17 protein-coding genes and 1 pseudogene are annotated in these 15,327 nt (G+C 65.5%); 10 read left to right on the top strand and 8 right to left on the bottom strand.

Features of this window, described 5'->3' with window-relative positions:
• Positions 1-92 precede the first annotated feature (92 nt).
• A complete protein-coding gene (locus AKN84_RS17955; protein WP_050421994.1) occupies positions 93-1,259 on the bottom strand; it encodes a PA0069 family radical SAM protein in 1,167 nt (388 codons plus the stop codon).
• Positions 1,260-1,423: 164 nt separating this feature from the next.
• Here AKN84_RS17955 and AKN84_RS17950 point away from each other — a divergent pair, with 164 nt between their 5' ends.
• Genes AKN84_RS17950 through AKN84_RS47395 form a run of 3 tightly spaced genes read left to right on the top strand, consistent with a single transcriptional unit; the run spans position 1,424 to position 3,123 of the window.
• On the top strand, positions 1,424-1,993 hold the full coding sequence (locus AKN84_RS17950; protein WP_050421993.1) for a glycosyltransferase family protein: 570 nt from the start codon (positions 1,424-1,426) through the stop codon (positions 1,991-1,993).
• A gap of 42 nt (positions 1,994-2,035) precedes the next feature.
• Positions 2,036-2,977: a bifunctional helix-turn-helix transcriptional regulator/GNAT family N-acetyltransferase gene (locus AKN84_RS17945; protein ID WP_050421992.1), complete on the top strand. Its 942-nt coding sequence runs from the start codon at positions 2,036-2,038 to the stop codon at positions 2,975-2,977.
• A complete protein-coding gene (locus AKN84_RS47395; protein ID WP_157863317.1) occupies positions 2,974-3,123 on the top strand; it encodes an RSP_7527 family protein in 150 nt (49 codons plus the stop codon). The genes AKN84_RS17945 and AKN84_RS47395 overlap by 4 nt, the downstream gene beginning before the upstream one ends.
• 180 nt (positions 3,124-3,303) lie before the next feature.
• Here the strand turns inward: AKN84_RS47395 and moaB are convergent, their stop codons facing one another.
• Positions 3,304-3,867 carry a molybdenum cofactor biosynthesis protein B gene (gene moaB, locus AKN84_RS17940; protein WP_050421991.1) on the bottom strand — a complete coding sequence of 188 codons (564 nt, stop codon included), beginning with the start codon at positions 3,865-3,867 and terminating at the stop codon, positions 3,304-3,306.
• A 171-nt stretch (positions 3,868-4,038) separates the two neighbouring features.
• Entirely contained in the window at positions 4,039-4,974 is a 936-nt protein-coding gene (gene ypfJ / locus AKN84_RS17935; RefSeq protein WP_050421990.1) for a KPN_02809 family neutral zinc metallopeptidase, read from the bottom strand.
• A gap of 381 nt (positions 4,975-5,355) precedes the next feature.
• On the opposite strand from ypfJ, the gene AKN84_RS17930 reads away from it, so the two are divergent.
• From AKN84_RS17930 to AKN84_RS17920, 3 genes are all read left to right on the top strand, one after another.
• A complete protein-coding gene (locus tag AKN84_RS17930) occupies positions 5,356-6,489 on the top strand; it encodes a site-specific DNA-methyltransferase (RefSeq protein WP_050421989.1) in 1,134 nt (377 codons plus the stop codon).
• 276 nt (positions 6,490-6,765) lie between these two features.
• Entirely contained in the window at positions 6,766-7,092 is a 327-nt protein-coding gene (locus AKN84_RS17925) for a hypothetical protein (protein ID WP_050421988.1), read from the top strand.
• 135 nt (positions 7,093-7,227) lie between these two features.
• A complete protein-coding gene (locus AKN84_RS17920; protein ID WP_050403955.1) occupies positions 7,228-7,914 on the top strand; it encodes a glutathione S-transferase family protein in 687 nt (228 codons plus the stop codon).
• Positions 7,915-7,985: 71 nt separating this feature from the next.
• Here AKN84_RS17920 and AKN84_RS45625 read toward each other — a convergent pair whose 3' ends face one another.
• Positions 7,986-8,135 (bottom strand): DUF1127 domain-containing protein, encoded by a 150-nt coding sequence (locus tag AKN84_RS45625; RefSeq protein WP_244485246.1) that lies wholly within the window; start codon positions 8,133-8,135, stop codon positions 7,986-7,988.
• 28 nt (positions 8,136-8,163) lie between these two features.
• Positions 8,164-8,607: a nuclear transport factor 2 family protein gene (locus AKN84_RS17915; protein ID WP_050421987.1), complete on the bottom strand. Its 444-nt coding sequence runs from the start codon at positions 8,605-8,607 to the stop codon at positions 8,164-8,166.
• 150 nt (positions 8,608-8,757) lie between these two features.
• On the opposite strand from AKN84_RS17915, the gene AKN84_RS17910 reads away from it, so the two are divergent.
• Positions 8,758-9,672 carry a LysR family transcriptional regulator gene (locus AKN84_RS17910; protein ID WP_050421986.1) on the top strand — a complete coding sequence of 305 codons (915 nt, stop codon included), beginning with the start codon at positions 8,758-8,760 and terminating at the stop codon, positions 9,670-9,672.
• A 168-nt stretch (positions 9,673-9,840) separates the two neighbouring features.
• Here the strand turns inward: AKN84_RS17910 and AKN84_RS17905 are convergent, their stop codons facing one another.
• Complete coding sequence (locus AKN84_RS17905) at positions 9,841-10,461, bottom strand: glutathione S-transferase family protein (RefSeq protein WP_050421985.1); 621 nt, start codon at positions 10,459-10,461, stop codon at positions 9,841-9,843.
• 173 nt (positions 10,462-10,634) lie between these two features.
• On the opposite strand from AKN84_RS17905, the gene AKN84_RS17900 reads away from it, so the two are divergent.
• A complete protein-coding gene (locus AKN84_RS17900; RefSeq protein ID WP_050421984.1) occupies positions 10,635-11,900 on the top strand; it encodes a flavin-dependent oxidoreductase in 1,266 nt (421 codons plus the stop codon).
• Positions 11,901-12,056: 156 nt separating this feature from the next.
• Here the strand turns inward: AKN84_RS17900 and AKN84_RS17895 are convergent, their stop codons facing one another.
• Together AKN84_RS17895 and mutY are read right to left on the bottom strand one after the other, a co-directional pair.
• Entirely contained in the window at positions 12,057-12,476 is a 420-nt protein-coding gene (locus AKN84_RS17895; protein ID WP_050422033.1) for a PaaI family thioesterase, read from the bottom strand.
• Positions 12,477-12,633: 157 nt separating this feature from the next.
• Positions 12,634-13,725, bottom strand: a complete 1,092-nt coding sequence (gene mutY, locus AKN84_RS17890) for an A/G-specific adenine glycosylase (protein ID WP_050421983.1) — start codon at positions 13,723-13,725, stop codon at positions 12,634-12,636.
• 141 nt (positions 13,726-13,866) lie between these two features.
• On the opposite strand from mutY, the pseudogene AKN84_RS17885 reads away from it, so the two are divergent.
• Positions 13,867-14,345: pseudogene (locus tag AKN84_RS17885) on the top strand (DUF721 domain-containing protein).
• 123 nt (positions 14,346-14,468) lie between these two features.
• The gene (locus AKN84_RS17880; protein ID WP_050422032.1) at positions 14,469-15,125 is read left to right on the top strand and encodes a DsbA family protein; all 657 of its coding nucleotides are present in this window, start codon (positions 14,469-14,471) and stop codon (positions 15,123-15,125) included.
• The last annotated feature ends 202 nt before the right edge of the window (positions 15,126-15,327 follow it).

Genomic DNA, 15,327 nt, shown 5'->3' with positions numbered 1-15,327 from the left:
CATTGCGAGCGAAGCGAAGCAATCCATCGTACCGCATATGCCGAAGCGTGGATCGCTTCGTCGCTTCGCTCCTCGCAATGACGCCTATGGCGCTAGAACAGACTGAGCTGCTGCCCGCTGCGCTTCGGCTTGGCGAAGTGATCGGTGGTCAGCTTGGTGCGCCGCTTGTTGAGGCCGAGCTTTTCGCAGGCGATCTCGAAGCGGCGGCCGATCATCCAGGCCATCGGGCCGGTGCCCTTCATCCGCGTGCCCCATTGCGAGTCGTAGTCGCGGCCGCCGCGCATGTCGCGGATCAGCGTGAAGACGTGGCGGTAGCGGTCCGGATAGTTCGCCATCAGCCATTCACGAAAGAGATCGCGGACCTCGAGCGGCAGCCGCAGCAGCACGTAGCTCGCCTCCCTGGCGCCGGCATAGGCGGCGGCATCGAGGATGCGCTCGATCTCCGAATCGTTCAACGCCGGGATCACGGGCGCGACCATCACAGTGGTCGGGATTCCGGCGTCCGCGAGCCGCTTGATCGCCTCGAGCCGCTTCGGCGGGGTCGAGGCGCGCGGCTCCATGGTGCGGGCGAGCTTCGGATCGAGCGTCGTCACCGAGAGCGCGACCTTGGCGAGATTGCGCTTGGCCATCCGCGCCAGGATGTCGATGTCGCGGGTCACCAGCGCCGACTTGGTGACGATGCCGACCGGATGGCCGGCGCGCTCCAGCACCTCGAGAATGCCGCGCATGATTTTCCGCTCGCGCTCGATCGGCTGATAGGGATCGGTGTTGGTGCCGATCGCGATCATCCGCGCCTCATAGTCGGGCGCCGCCAGCTCCTTCTCGAGCAGCGCCGGCGCGTCCGGCTTGGCGAACAGTTTTGACTCGAAATCGAGCCCCGGCGACAGGCCGAGGTAGGCGTGGGTCGGCCGCGCGAAGCAATAGACGCAGCCGTGCTCGCAGCCGCGATAGGGATTGATCGAGCGGTCGAAGCCGATGTCGGGCGAGTCGTTGCGGGTGATCACCTTGCGCGAGGTGTCGAGCGCCACGCTGGTGGAAAAAGGCGGCAGGTCTTCGAGGCTCTGCCAGCCGTCGTCGAAGGCGACCCGCGCCTCGGCCTCATAGCGGCCGCTGGCGTTGGACTGCGCACCGCGGCCGCGCCGCCGCTCGCGCTCGATCGCGACCGCAAGCTCGGGAAAAGGGGTGGGTGCACCCGCCGGGTTATCGGAGGGCGCCGTTACCGGCGGGTGCTTGAGGGCATGAGAGGATGCTCGGCTCATGCTTTGAAGCTAACACAGCGCGAGAACAAATCAAGAACACGGGCGAAGAAATTCCACAGAACCTTGCTACAAAATTCTGCAAGCGAACAGGCTGCTTTGAATATGACAAGGTGATAACACGGCCGGAGTTTCCAGAACCGTTTGAGCCACCGAAGCCTCAAATCATGCTGAGCGTGATCATTCCAACCGACGGGATCGAGCGCACCGCGGTCGCAACCTTGGCCGCGCTGGTGCCGGGCGCGGCCGCCGGCGTGATCCGCGAAGTGCTGCTGGTCGACCGCACCAACACCGACATCATGGAGCGCGTTGCCGACGTCGCCGGCTGCCGCTTCCTGCGTTTCGAGGGCACGCGCGCCGCGGCGCTGGCGGCCGGCGCACGGCAGGCGCGCTCGCCCTGGCTGATGTTCCTGCATCCTGGCGCGGTGCTCGATGCCGGCTGGATCGAGGAGACCACCCAGTTCATCCAGATGGTGGCGGCGAGCGGCAAGGATCGCGCCGGCATCTTCCGCTACGCCCGCGCGCCCTACTCCGACCCCGGCCTGCGCGACGGCCTCAAATTCGTCGCCCGGATGATCGCCGGGCCCTCCGCCGAACAGGGCCTGCTGATCGCGCGCGAGCATTACGATCGGATCGGCGGCTACCGGCCGGACGCCCGCCGCTCCGAGGCCCGGCTGCTGCGCCGGCTCGGCCGCTCCTCCCGCACCATGCTGCGCAGCCGGATCATGGTCGCGTAAAGGCTCTTGCATATTATTTGATTCCGTCAAATAATATATTTGATGAAATCAAATTCCTATGACACAGCCCTAGAGAGCCAGGTCGCCGCAGTCCGCGGCTTCAGCCGGTTCTATACCCGCAAGCTCGGCATCATCGAGCCGAAGCTGCTGCACTCCCCGTTCACGCTGCAGGAAGCGCGGATCATCTACGAGCTGGCGCATCGCGATCACTGCATCGCCACCGACCTGGTGCGCGACCTCGACCTCGATGCCGGCTTCGTCAGCCGCACGCTGGCAGCGCTGCAGCGCCGCCAGATCGTGACACGCAAACCGTCGAAGGCCGACAAGCGCGTCAACGAGGTGGCGCTGACCGCCAAGGGCCGCGCCACGGCCGCAGACCTCGACACCCGCTCGCGCGACGAGGTCGCGGCCCTGCTGATGCAGATCGACAGCAACCACCGCGCCGCGGTGGTGCATGCGATGAGCACAATCGAACAAGCGTTGGAGCCAACCATGCAAAAACCCACCGGCTTCCTGCTGCGCAGCCACCGCGTCGGCGACATGGGCTGGGTCGTCTCGCGACAGGGACAAGCCTATGCCGCGGAATACGGCTGGGACATCAGCTACGAGGCGCTGGTCGCAGAGATCTGCGCGCAGTTTCTGCGATCGTTCGATCCCGTCCGCGAGCATTGCTGGATCGCGGAGGTCGACGGCGAGCCGGTCGGCTCGATCTTCCTGGTCAATGGCGGCGACGGGATCGCCAAGCTGCGGCTGTTGCTGGTCGAGGAGAAGGCGCGCGGGCTCGGCGTTGGCCGCGCCCTGGTCGAGCAGTGCATCCGCACTGCGCGCGAGAAGGGCTACAAGAAGATGACGCTGTGGACCCAGAGCATCCTGGTCGCCGCGCGCGGCATCTACGCCCGCGCCGGCTTTCAGCGCGTCAAGGAAGAGAAGCACCACAGCTTCGGCGCCGATCTGGTCGGCGAGACCTGGGAGCTGGAGTTGTGAAGCCGCAGCGCCGCGAATCCGGGCGGCGCGTGACGGCTGAGCTGATCACATTCTATACCCGCAGGGCGCATGCGCTGCGCGCCGAGGCGTATCGCGACGCGGTTCGGGCGTTGTGGCGCGGCTTGGTCAGGCTGATCAGCGGTTGATAGCTTCCCGATCGCGGAATTTTGGCTCCGTAGCCCGGATGGAGCGCAGCGCAATACGGGAACGCTACCGCCGCGGGAAAACTGCCCCGGATTTCGCTTCGCTTCATCCGGGCTACGGGGACCAGGCTCGAGATTCCGGTTTCGTGCTTCGCACGCCCCGGAATGACGAGGGATAGGAGCCTACGCGCTCGACCCCTTCGCCTTCGGGCGGCGCAGGTGCTCGTCGAGCCGCGGCATGATCTCGACGAAATTGCAGGGGCGCGTGCGGTAGTCGAGCTGCGCGGCCAAAATGCCGTCCCAGCCGTCGCGGCAGGCGCCGGGTGAACCGGGCAGGCAGAAGATGAAGGTCGCGCCGGCAACGCCGGCGGTGGCGCGGCTCTGGATCGTCGACGCGCCGATTTTGGCATGGCTCAGCATATGGAAGGCGATCGAGAAGCCGTCCATCCGTTTCTCGAACAGCGGCTCGACCGCCTCCGGCGTCACGTCGCGGCCGGTAAAGCCGGTGCCGCCGGTGGTGATGACGGCATCGACGCCGGGGTCCGCGATCCAGCGCCGCATCACCGCACGGATCGCCTCGACGTCGTCGGTGACGATCTCGCGCGCCGCGAGCTTGTGGCCGGCCGCGGTAAGGCGATCGGCCAGCGTGGTGCCCGACTTGTCATCCGCCAGCGTGCGGGTGTCGGAAATCGTCAGCACCGCGATGTTGAGCGGGACGAATTGCTTGGTCTCGTCGATGGATGACACGATTACACCTTTCTCCCACCCACCGGCGTCATCCTGAGGTGCTCGCGAAGCGAGCCTCGAAGGATGGGCCGCGGGCTCCGTCATCCTTCGAGGCTCGCCAAGAGGCGAGCACCTCCCGAGTGAGCGCATTAGCGCTCATCCGGGGATGACGCTACCGGCGCGCGGCTAGATCTAACCGCCACCGAACGTGTTGCAGGCCTGCACGGTGCCCTGCTGATAGCCGGTCATGAACCATTGCTTGCGCTGCGCGGCGGAACCGTGGGTGAAGGAATCCGGCACCACCCGGCCCGTCGCCTGCCGTTGCAGCGTGTCGTCGCCGATCGCGTTCGCGGTGGTCAGCGCGGCGTCGATGTCGCCGGCCTCGAGGAAGCCGGGCCGCTTCTTCTCTTCGCGATTGACCCAGACGCCGGAGAGACAATCGGCCTGCAGCTCGACCTTGACCTGCAGCGCGTTGGCCTCGGCCTTGCTGCCGGCCTGCTGCTGCAGCCGGTTCACGCGCGGGATGATGCCGAGCAGATTCTGGATGTGATGGCCGGCCTCATGCGCGATGATGTAGGCCGCGGTGAACTTGCAGGCGTTGCCCGAGCAGCCGCGGAAGCGCGTCTCGACCTCGCGGAAGAACCCGGTGTCGAGGAAGATGGTCTTGTCCGGCGGGCAGTAGAACGGTCCCATCGCCGACTGCGCCATGCCGCAGCGGCCGCCATTGGTGGCGTTGCGGAACAGCACGATCTTCGGACCGGTGTAGGACTGACCGCTGGCCTGGAAGATCTCGCTCCAGCGATCGTCGATCTCACCGAGGATGCCGGCGATCATGCTGCCCATCTCGTCGGTCGGCGCGCCGCGCTTGGCCTGCCCGCCCGACGACTGCCGATCGGTCTGGTAGCTCGGCGCCTGGCCGCCGCCGGTGAGAATCTCGGCGCCGCCGATCAGAATGCGCGGGTCGATGCCGAAGGCGTAGCCGAGCAGGCCGAGCACGATGACCGTGCCGATGCCGAGCCCGCCACCGCCGCCCATCGGAATCCCGAAGCCGCCACCACCGCCGCCGCCTCCGCTGTCGTCGCGACGGTCTTCGATGTCGTCGCTGCGGCGGAAATCATCATAACGCATGGCGGTTTCCCTTCATTCCCGTCGGCGACCCATTGCGGGACACACCAACCTAAAATTTCCATTCTGTTAATCAATATCCTGCCCGGCAAAAATTGCCTAGCCCGTTGCACGCGCATCCTTTGCGCCGCGAACACTGCAAACGCCGGCCGATTTACCGGCCGAATCGTGCCGGTTTGATGATCCGCAAAATTTTTTGCAGAACGCGCTGATGTTGCAGCACAACGCCAACGACAATGCGCCAGGTCGTTCGAAAGATGCTGCAATCTTTTGCATGAACATTTCCAATTAAGTCGATTTTTACTTTGCCGGGTCAATGTGACGCCAGTCGGTTGTTTAGTCCCGCGTCGCCGACAGCGTCGCCTGAGTCAGAGTTCTTGAGTCATGGTAGTGTCGCGTCGCGGGGCGTCTGCAAGGGCGCCCCGCACTAAATTTGAGAGTGCCCCGTCGAGCCACATCGTCATTGGCGATTGCGTGGCCGAATTGTCGAAGCTTCAGGCCGGCTCGGTCGACCTGGTCTTCGCCGATCCTCCCTACAATCTGCAGCTCAAGGGCGATCTCAAGCGCCCCGACGAATCGCATGTCGATGCCGTCGACGACGACTGGGACAAGTTCTCATCGTTCGCTGCCTATGACGATTTCACCCGGGCCTGGCTGCTCGCCTGCCGCCGCGTGATGAAGCCGTCGGCAACGCTATGGGTGATCGGCTCCTATCACAATATCTTCCGCGTCGGCGCGATCATGCAGGACCTCGGCTTCTGGCTCCTGAACGACATCGTGTGGCGCAAGTCCAATCCGATGCCGAACTTCCGCGGCCGCCGCTTCACCAACGCGCACGAGACCATGATCTGGGCCGCGCGCGACGAGAAGGCCAAGGGCTACACCTTCAACTATGAAGCGCTGAAGGCGTCCAACGAGGATGTGCAGGCGCGCTCCGACTGGCTGATCCCGCTGTGCACCGGCGAGGAGCGCCTCAAGGGCGACGACGGCAAGAAGGTTCATCCGACGCAGAAGCCCGAGCAACTGCTCGCCCGCGTGCTGCTGTCGTCGTCGAAGCCCGGCGATCTCGTGATCGATCCGTTCAACGGCACCGGAACCACCGGCGCCGTCGCCAAGCGCCTCGGCCGCAACTATATCGGCTTCGAGCGCGACCGGACCTATGCCGCTGCCGCCGAAGCCCGCATCGCCGCGATCGAACCGCTGCCGGAAGCAACGCTGGCGCCGTTCATGACCGCGCGCGAGGCGCCGCGCGTGGCGTTCTCCGAACTGATCGAACGCGGCATGATCGTGCCCGGCGCAAAGCTGGTCGACGCCAAGAAGCGCCATGGCGCCCTGGTGCGCGCCGACGGCGCCATCATGCTCGGCGACAAGGTCGGCTCGATCCACCGCATCGGCGCGGTCGCGCAGGGCTCCGGCGCCTGCAACGGCTGGACGTTCTGGCATGTCGAGACCAAGACCGGCCTGCGCCTGATCGACGAGCTGCGCGCCGAGATCCGCTCCGAGATGGCGGTGGGCTGAGCAGGCGTTCCACCATCGCAGTAGCGTAGGATGGGTAGAGCGAAGCGAAACCCATCACTTTCTCGCCGTGTGATCGATGGGTATCGCTTCGCTCCACCCATCCTACGGTTCTGAGACCTGGGCCGACTTTATCCTCCTCCGTCATTCCGGGGCTCGCGAAGCGAGAACCCGGAATGAGGAGGGAAATGACGCCGTCTTGAACGCGGCCGCCTTGTTGCGCCACGGCGGCGGGCTTACACTGACCTCCGTCATTTGCCGTTTCGATTGGTCGCCCCGATGCGAAGACAATCCGAGACCTTGCTGCTGGTGCCGCTGCTGCCGATCTTCCTGCTCGGCATGTTTCCGATGCTGCTGATCGGCCTGCTCGGATTCTTCGGCCTGATCATCTTCGGCATCCTGCTGGTCTGCGTCGGGCTGACGCTCGCCCTCGAGGCGCATGGCGAATTCAACGAAGAGATCATCGTGCACGGCTTTGCCCGCGGCTCCGAGCGCGCGACGCAGCTTTCACACCTGCATGCCGCGACCCGCTCCGCCGCCCTGCTGGACCTCGCGGGAATTGCGCTGGTCGCCGCGGGTATCCTGGGCTTCTTCTGGGCCGGCTGACCGGCGCGGCACGCGACCCTGATTCACAAACTCGTCGCTTGCGCGTTGCGGCGAAATTTGCGCAAGAGGGACCCGTCTGCGGCCTTCCCCGCCGCGTCCCGTCTCGCCGGTCGCAACAACCAAGGGAGTCACTTCATGATCAAATTCTATTTCAATGGCGCGCCGAACCCGAACAAGGTCGCACTGTTCCTGGAAGAATCCGGCCTGCCGTTCGAGGCGATCCCGGTCGACACCCGCAAGGGCGAGCAGTTCGCGCCTGATTTCCTGAAGGTCAATCCGAACGGCAAGGTGCCGGCGATCGACGATGACGGCGTGCTGGTGTTCGACAGCAACGCCATCCTGCTTTACCTCGCCGAGGAGCACGGCAAGTTCCTGCCCGCCAACACCCCGGCTAACCGCGCCGCGACGCTGTCCTGGCTGATGTTCATCGCGACCGGCCTCGGCCCGTATTCCGGCCAGGCCGTGCACTTCAAGCATTTCGCGCCGAAGGACCTCGACTACGCCAACAATCGCTATCAGTACGAGGCGCACCGCCACTACAAGATCCTCGACGATCACCTGGCGAAACAGCGCTACATGGTCGGCGACAGCTACACCATCGTCGACATGGCATTCTGGGGCTGGGCGCGGATGGCGCCGTTCATCCTCGGCGAGGAAGGCTATGCCAAATATCCGAACGTGAAGCGGCTGGTCGACGAGATCTCGGCGCGGCCGGCGGCGGCGCGCGCGATCGCGCTGAAGGACAAGCACACCTTCAAGGCCGAGATGGACGACGCGGCCCGCGACATCATGTTCGGCCACCTCAAGAACAAGGTGGCATAAGCCATCCCCGGACGCTGCGCAGGGTGGGCGCGCTGACGCGTTGCCCACCCTGCGCATTGTCGCATCGCATATTACGGCGGCCAGTACGGCCTGCCCCGGTCGTGCCGACCATGAGAGATGTCGGCGCGGCAGACGCCGATATCCTGCAGCTCGCGTTCGCTCATGGTGGCGAGCTGCCGCCATGAGCGCCGGTTCTCGCGCCACTGCCGGAACCAGGCCAGCGCTGCCAGGACTGCGGCAGTCCGTGGTTCAACCCGCCGCCCGAACCCCGGCAGCCGGAAACGGACCGAGGGCTTTCTCGGTCAGGACCGAGTCGCAATATTCCCGCACCTCCTTGATCCGGCCGCCGTCGAAGCGGAACACCAGGCAGTAGTCGTTGTCGTAACGCTGGCCTTCCTTGGTGAGGTTGTTGCCCTTGGCCTCGACCACGACGATGTCGCCATCGGCGATGATGCGATGCGCGACGGTGCGGCCGCGCTCGACCAGCCTGGAGCGGACATGGCCGTGCAGATCGGTCATGATCGATTGCTTGCCGGTGAAGGTGCGCGACCAGGAATACTGCCCGGTCACGGTCCAGACCGCGTCGTCGGCAAGGACAGTCATGAACAGCGATTTCTCGCGCACCGCGGGATCGGGACTGCCCGCGATCACAAATATCTCCTGCACCAGTTTCTTGTTGTCGGTTGCGCTCATGGCGCGTCTCCTTGCGTCGGTTGGCTGTGATCTCAGGCGCTCCTGCGCGCGAACCGCGGTTCGCTACGCGTGAGAACGCCTTGCCTCCTGACCATGCGGCGCCGACGCGCATTCTTCCAATCGATAGGCGATATGATATATATTCACTTGATGAATTTGAATTCGCTTGACCTCAACCTGCTGGTCGCGCTCGACGCCCTGCTGCGCGACGCCAGTGTCAGCCGCGCCGCGATGCGGCTCAGCCTGTCGCAGCCGGCGACCAGCCACGCGCTGCAGCGGCTGCGCGACCTGATCGGCGATCCGCTCTTGGTGCGCAACGGCGCGCGGATGGAGCTGACGCCGCGAGCGCAGGCGCTGCGCTCGCCGCTGGCGCAGGCGCTCGACCAGGTGCGCACGCTGTTCATCTCCGACGAGTTCGACGCCGCGCGCAGCGAGCGGCATTTCCGCCTGATGATGCCCGACCTCGCGGTCGAGCTGTTGATGCCGCCGCTGATGGAGAAGGTCACGCGGCTGGCGCCGAACGTCACGATCGACGTGGTGCCGTGGCGGAGCTCGCCGATCTTCACCCCCGATTTCGCCCGCACCATCGATCTCGTGATCTCGATCGGCGACTCCTTCAAGGGCTTTCACCGCCAGCGGCTCTACACCGACATCGATGCGCTCGCGGTGCGGCGCGGCCACCCGGTCGGCGCGAAGCTGAGGAAGCGCGAGGCGTTCCTCGCCGCGCGGCATGTCGGCGTGATCATCCGCGGCCACAACGAGGATTTGATCGACACCTGGCTGCGCGGCAAGGGCATCGAGCGGCGGATCGCGCTGGTGGTGCCGGGCTATATCGAGGCGCTGCACGTCACCGCGCGCACCGACCTCGTCGCCTTCGTGCCGCGCCGGCTGATCTCGGCGCTGTCGAAGCAGTTGTCGCTGGTGACGGTGACACCGCCGCTCGATCCCGGGATCGACGAGCAGCACATGTTCTACCCAACGCGGGCGCAGATGGATCCGGGCTCGATCTGGCTGCGCAAGCTGATGCTGGAGACCGGACGCGAGCTGGAGACGGGGAAGGTGTGAGGCCCAAGGTCCATCCCCGACGTCGTCCCGGCGAAAGCCGGGACCCATAACCACAGCTGTGAATTGGGGATGAAGGCCTGTGGCCCCAGCGTCGCGCCACAGGCGAGATTTGTGGTTATGGGTCCCGGCTCGCGCTTCGCTTGGCCGGGACGACAGCGAGTTTGTTACCTACCCCCTCTGCTCCGCCAGCACCTTCTGCACCGCCGGCCGCTGCTCCATCGCAGCGCGATGCGCCTTCACCTTGGGCAAGGTCGCGATGTCGACGCCGTCGCCGTCGAGCCAGAGCGTCAGTGTATAGAGATAGGCGTCGCCCACCGTGTAGCTGTCGCCCATCACCCAGGGACCCGTGAGCATGTCGCGCTCGATCAGGTTGAAGCAGGCGCCCATGGTCTTCGGGATCATCGTCTTCATGTCGGCGAACGACGTCTCCTGCGTCGCCCAGCGCGCGCCACGCATCTTGTGGGCGTGGCAGACATGCACCGTCGAGCAAAGATAGGAATTGAAGGACTGCAGCCTGGCGAACGCGAAGGCGTCGTCGAGCGGCGCGAGCTTCGCCTGCGGATAGGTCTGCGCGATGTAGGCCAGCATCGCCGGGGTCTCGGTCAGCACGCCGCGATCGGTCACCAGCGTGGGCACGCGGCCCTTGGGGTTGATCTTGAGATATTCCGGGCTGTTCTGCTGGTTGACCTTGAAGTCGAGCCGCTCGATCGTATAGGGCGCGCCGGCTTCGGCCAGCGCGATGTGGGAGGCGAGCGCACAGGTGCCGGGGGCGGTATAGAGCTTGAGCATGTCGTTGTCCTCTGCGGGCCTTGTCGGTTCGTGGCGAACCCGGCCCTTACCTTTTTATGGGATGCGGCGGACGTTAGCGGCAGCATCCCTTGCCGTCCACCCCGCGCGCCGCCGCGGACCTTGCCCGCGGCGCCGCCGCTGTGCGATGACCGTGGCAATCGAGAGGGCTTTTCATGACTGTACTCATTGCAGGTGGCGGAATTGGCGGGCTGACGCTGGCGCTCAGCCTGCATCAGATCGGGGTGCCCTGCCGCGTGTTCGAGAGCGTGCCCGAGCTAAAGCCGCTCGGCGTCGGCATCAACGTGCTGCCGCATGCGGTGCGCGAATTGATCGAACTCGGCCTGCATGACGTGCTCGACGCATCGGCGGTCCGCACCCGCGAGCTCGCCTATTTCTCCAAGCACGGCAAGCCGATCTGGAGCGAGCCGCGCGGGCTCGAGGCCGGTTACAAATGGCCGCAATTCTCGATCCATCGCGGCCGCCTGCAACAGCTGCTGCTCGATGCCGCGACCGCACGGCTGGGAGCTGCGAACATCCTGACCAGCCATCACCTCACCGGCTGGACCGAGACGGCGGACGGCGTCCGCGCCGACTTCATCGACCGCGCTACCGGCAAGCCGGCGGGCAGCCATGACGGCGCGGTGCTGATCGCCGCCGACGGCATCCATTCGGCGGTGCGCGAGAAGCTCTATCCGCAGGAAGGGCCGCCGATCTGGAACGGCCGCATCCTGTGGCGCGGCATCACCCGCGGCAACGCCTTCCTGACCGGCCGCACCATGATCATGGCCGGCCACGAGACGTTGAAATTCGTCTGCTACCCGATCTCGAAGGAAGCCGGCGCCGACGGCAAGTTCGACATCAACTGGGTCGCCGAGCGTCACATGCCTCCGACCTATCAGTGGCGCCGCGAGGACTACAACCGCACCGCAAAACTCGACGAGTTCCTGCCGTGGTTCGAGAGCTGGAATTTCGACTGGCTGGACGTGCCGGGCCTGATCCGGAACTGTCCGCATGCCTATGAATATCCGCTGGTCGATCGCGACCCGATCCCGCAATGGACCTTCGGCCGCGTCACGCTGATGGGCGATGCCGCGCACCCGATGTACCCGATCGGCTCCAACGGCGCCTCGCAGGCGATTCTGGATGCGCGCACGCTGACGCGCGAAATCCTGGCGCATGGCGCGACGCAGGCCGCACTCGCGGCCTATGAGGCCGAGCGGCGGCCCGCGACCACCGATCTCGTGATGCTGAACCGCCGCAACGGCCCCGAACAGGTGATGCAGCTCGTCGAGGAGCGCGCGCCTGATGGCTTCAAGGTCGTCACCGACGTGCTGTCGCAGCAGGAGCTGGAAGACATCGCCGCCAATTACAAGCGCGTCGCCGGCTTCCAGGTCGAGGGGCTGAACGCCAAGCCGCCGATCGTGCGGCGGCCAGGTTAGCTTTGCTTATGTTGCGAAATCTATCCCCGTCATCCTGAGGTGCGAGCGGAGCGAGCCTCGAAGGATGCACGGCCACCAGCGGGGCCGTCGACCCTTCGAGACGCGCGCGAGATGCGCGCTCCTCAGGGTGACGGAATTAGCTGGAGCGCAAGCGCCTTACCGCAGCGCCCGTGCAGCTTCCACCAGGCGGATGCTGCTACTCGCCGTCGCGAGCAGCGTGCCTTCAGCCGAGGTCAGCCGGCCCTCGACGAAGGCAATGGTCTTGCCGAGCTGCGTCACCGTCGCCTCGCCGGTGATCGGCCCGGGCTTGGCGGGCGCGAGGAAATTCACGGTCATCGTGATCGTCGTGGTGTAGAGCCTGCCCTCGGTCATCACGAACACCGCCGGCCCCATCGTGTCGTCGAGCATCGATGACAGCATGCCGCCTTGGACGAAACCGGCCGGATTGCAAAACTCCGGCTTGCCGTCGAAGACGATCCTGATCCAGCCCTCCTGCGGGCGTGCATCGACGAGCTGCCAGCCGAGCAGGTTGGCGCAAGGCGGTCTCGGGATGTGGTCGAGCGCGGTTGCGATCATGATGGCCTCCATTGTCCCGGAGGTCGTAACCGAGCACTGCTGCCAGCATGGTGTCAGCAGGTCAGAGCATGATCCGGAAAAGTGGCAACTGGTTTTCCCTCGCGACAAACGCGGAACGCGTTAGCGCGGAGATCATGCTCAAAAAAATGGGCCGGCGTCAGAGATCGAGCCCGTGCGCGACAACCTTGCGCATCACGTTCGGAAACGCCTCGCCGTCCAGCGTCGCCACCGGCACCCAGCGCATGCCCTCCGGCGCGCGGGTCCGCGACGCAACGCTCGCGGTGTAAACGACGAGCTCGAGCGGGAAATGCGTGAACACATGGGTGACGACGCCGGCCTTGCGGTGCCAGCGCTCGACACCCTTGAGTTCCGGCGCCTGCGCAAGTGCGGCAGCATCTTCCAGCCCGGCCTGCCATTGCGATCCCGGCACCTCGGTCATGCCGCCGAGCAGGCCTTTTTCCGGGCGCGAGCGCACCAGGAGATCGCCGCCGCGCGTCACCACGAAGGCGGCGCCGCGGCGCAACGTGCCGCTCTTCTTCGGCGCCTTGCGCGGGAAGGTTTCCTGGTCGCCCCGGATGCGGCCTGCGCAATCGTCATTCAGCGGACACAATGCGCAGGCCGGCTTCTTCGGCGTGCAGATGGTGGCGCCGAGATCCATCAGCGCCTGCGCACTGTCGCCGGCGCGAGCCGGGCCGAGCAACGTCGCGGCCATCTCCTTGATCTGCGGCTTGGCCTGCGGCAACGCCTCCTCGATGGCGTAGAGCCGGGTGACCACGCGCTCGATATTGCCGTCCACAGGCATGGTGCGGCGGTCGAACGCGATCGCGGCGATCGCCGCCGCCGTGTAGGGCCCGATCCCGGGCAGCGCGCGCAGGCCCTCCTCGGTGTCCGGAAAGACCCCGCCATGATCGCCCGTCACCGCAACCGCGCAGGCGTGCAGATTGCGCGCCCGCGAATAATAGCCGAGCCCGGCCCACATCCTCAGGACGTCGTCGAGCGAGGCGCGGCCGAGCGCGGTGACGTCGGGCCAGCGCGCCACGAATTTCTCGAAGTAAGGTCCGACCGCCCGCACCGTGGTCTGCTGCAGCATGATCTCGGACAGCCATACGCGGTACGAATCCGCCAGCTCCCCCGCCACCGCACGCCACGGCAGCGTCCGGCGATGCCGATCATACCAGGCGAGCAGCCGCGCCGGGCGGTCGGCCTTCTGGTCGGTCGATCTGGTTTTGGCGGCCGCGCGCGAACTCATGGACCTATCTTAAGGCACATCTGGCCACGTCATGCCCGGACTTGACCTGGGCATCCACGTCTTTCTTCGCTGGCCGCGGAAACGCCGCCACAATGATGAACATTGTTTCGGCCACATCGCCACCGCTGCTATAACCCTCCCATGTCCAAACCCGGCCCGATCAGCGCAAAGCCCCTGTCGATCCTGCTCAGCGACGTCTTCACCGACGCCTACGCCAAGCAGGGCTTTGCGCGCGCGAACTGGTGACGCGCTGGACCGAGATCGCGGGCGAGCGGATCGCCACCTTTTGCGAGCCGTTGAAGATGCAGTGGCCACGGCCGGTCGAGGGCCAGCCCCAGGAGCCGGCGACGCTGGTGCTGCGGGTCGAGGGGCCGATGGCACTCGAGATACAGCACTCCTCCGACGTGATCCTGGAACGGGTCAACCGCTTCTTCGGCTGGCATGCGGTCGGCCGCCTGACGATCCGCCAGGCGCCCCTCTCGCGCCGCAGCCGCCCGGCGCGGCCGCGCCCGCCCGACGCCAAAATCGTGGCCCGGGAGGCTGCAAATCTGGCGGCTGTGGAGGACGACGATCTGCGCGCGGCGCTGGCCCGGCTGGGTGCCTCGATCAAGCGAAATTGACGCTTTTCCGCAGGCCGGCCGCGAGACCCCGGCATTGCCACAATGGCCGTTTCAAGCTAGCGAAGGCTTCTTTTTCGGGACCCCCTTCATTGTGGCGTGAATGCGCCAATCCGGGAGCTGACCTTGATCATCACGCGCCGCGCTTTCACCACCGCTCTCTCGCTGACCGGCCTTGCCGCCCTCGCCGGCCTGTCGCCGCTGCGCCTGATCACGGACGCATTCGCGCAAACCGCCGCCGAGGTCGCCAAGCCGCAGTCGCTGCCGGACATGGGCCTCGGCCCGCAGGACGCCAAGGTGACCATCGTCGAATACGCCTCGATGACCTGCCCGCACTGCGCCAATTTCAACGAGACCGTGTTCCCGAAGATCAAGTCGACCTACATCGACAGCGGCAAGGTCCGTTACGTGTTCCGCGAATTCCCCCTCGACATCAAGGCCGCCGCCGGCTCGATGCTGGCGCGCTGCATCGCCAAGGACGATGCGCCGAAGTTCTTCGCCGTGATCGACCTGCTGTTCCGCCAGCAGAACGACTGGGTGACGAAGAACACCACCGAGACGCTGACCCGGATCGGCAAGCAGGCCGGCCTCAGCCAGCAGCAGGTCGAGGACTGCCTGAAGGATCAGACGCTGCTCGACAAGATCGCCGCCGACCAGAAATACGCCAACGACGTGCTGAAGGTGAACTCGACGCCGACCTTCTTCATCAACGGCGAGATGCTGAAGGGCGAGACCTCGTTCGAGGAATTCAGCAAGCACATCGATCCGCTGCTGAAGAGCTGATCGCAAACCTTCGAGCCTGACATCGTCGTGCCCGATTTTGAGTCGGGCACGATAATTGTGGATGACTTGCGATCACCATATGCGGCGATCGCATTATTTCGTTGTTGAAAACCTGATTCGCCCGATGCGAATCTCCGCGGACATGCAAGGGCCACAAACCCCTGCAAATCCCTTGTAAATCCCTTGGGAAAAGCTGGGTCGA

Source organism: Bradyrhizobium tropiciagri (genome assembly GCF_001189845.1).
Lineage (GTDB): Bacteria > Pseudomonadota > Alphaproteobacteria > Rhizobiales > Xanthobacteraceae > Bradyrhizobium > Bradyrhizobium tropiciagri.
This window is presented reverse-complemented; position numbering and strand designations above follow the sequence as displayed.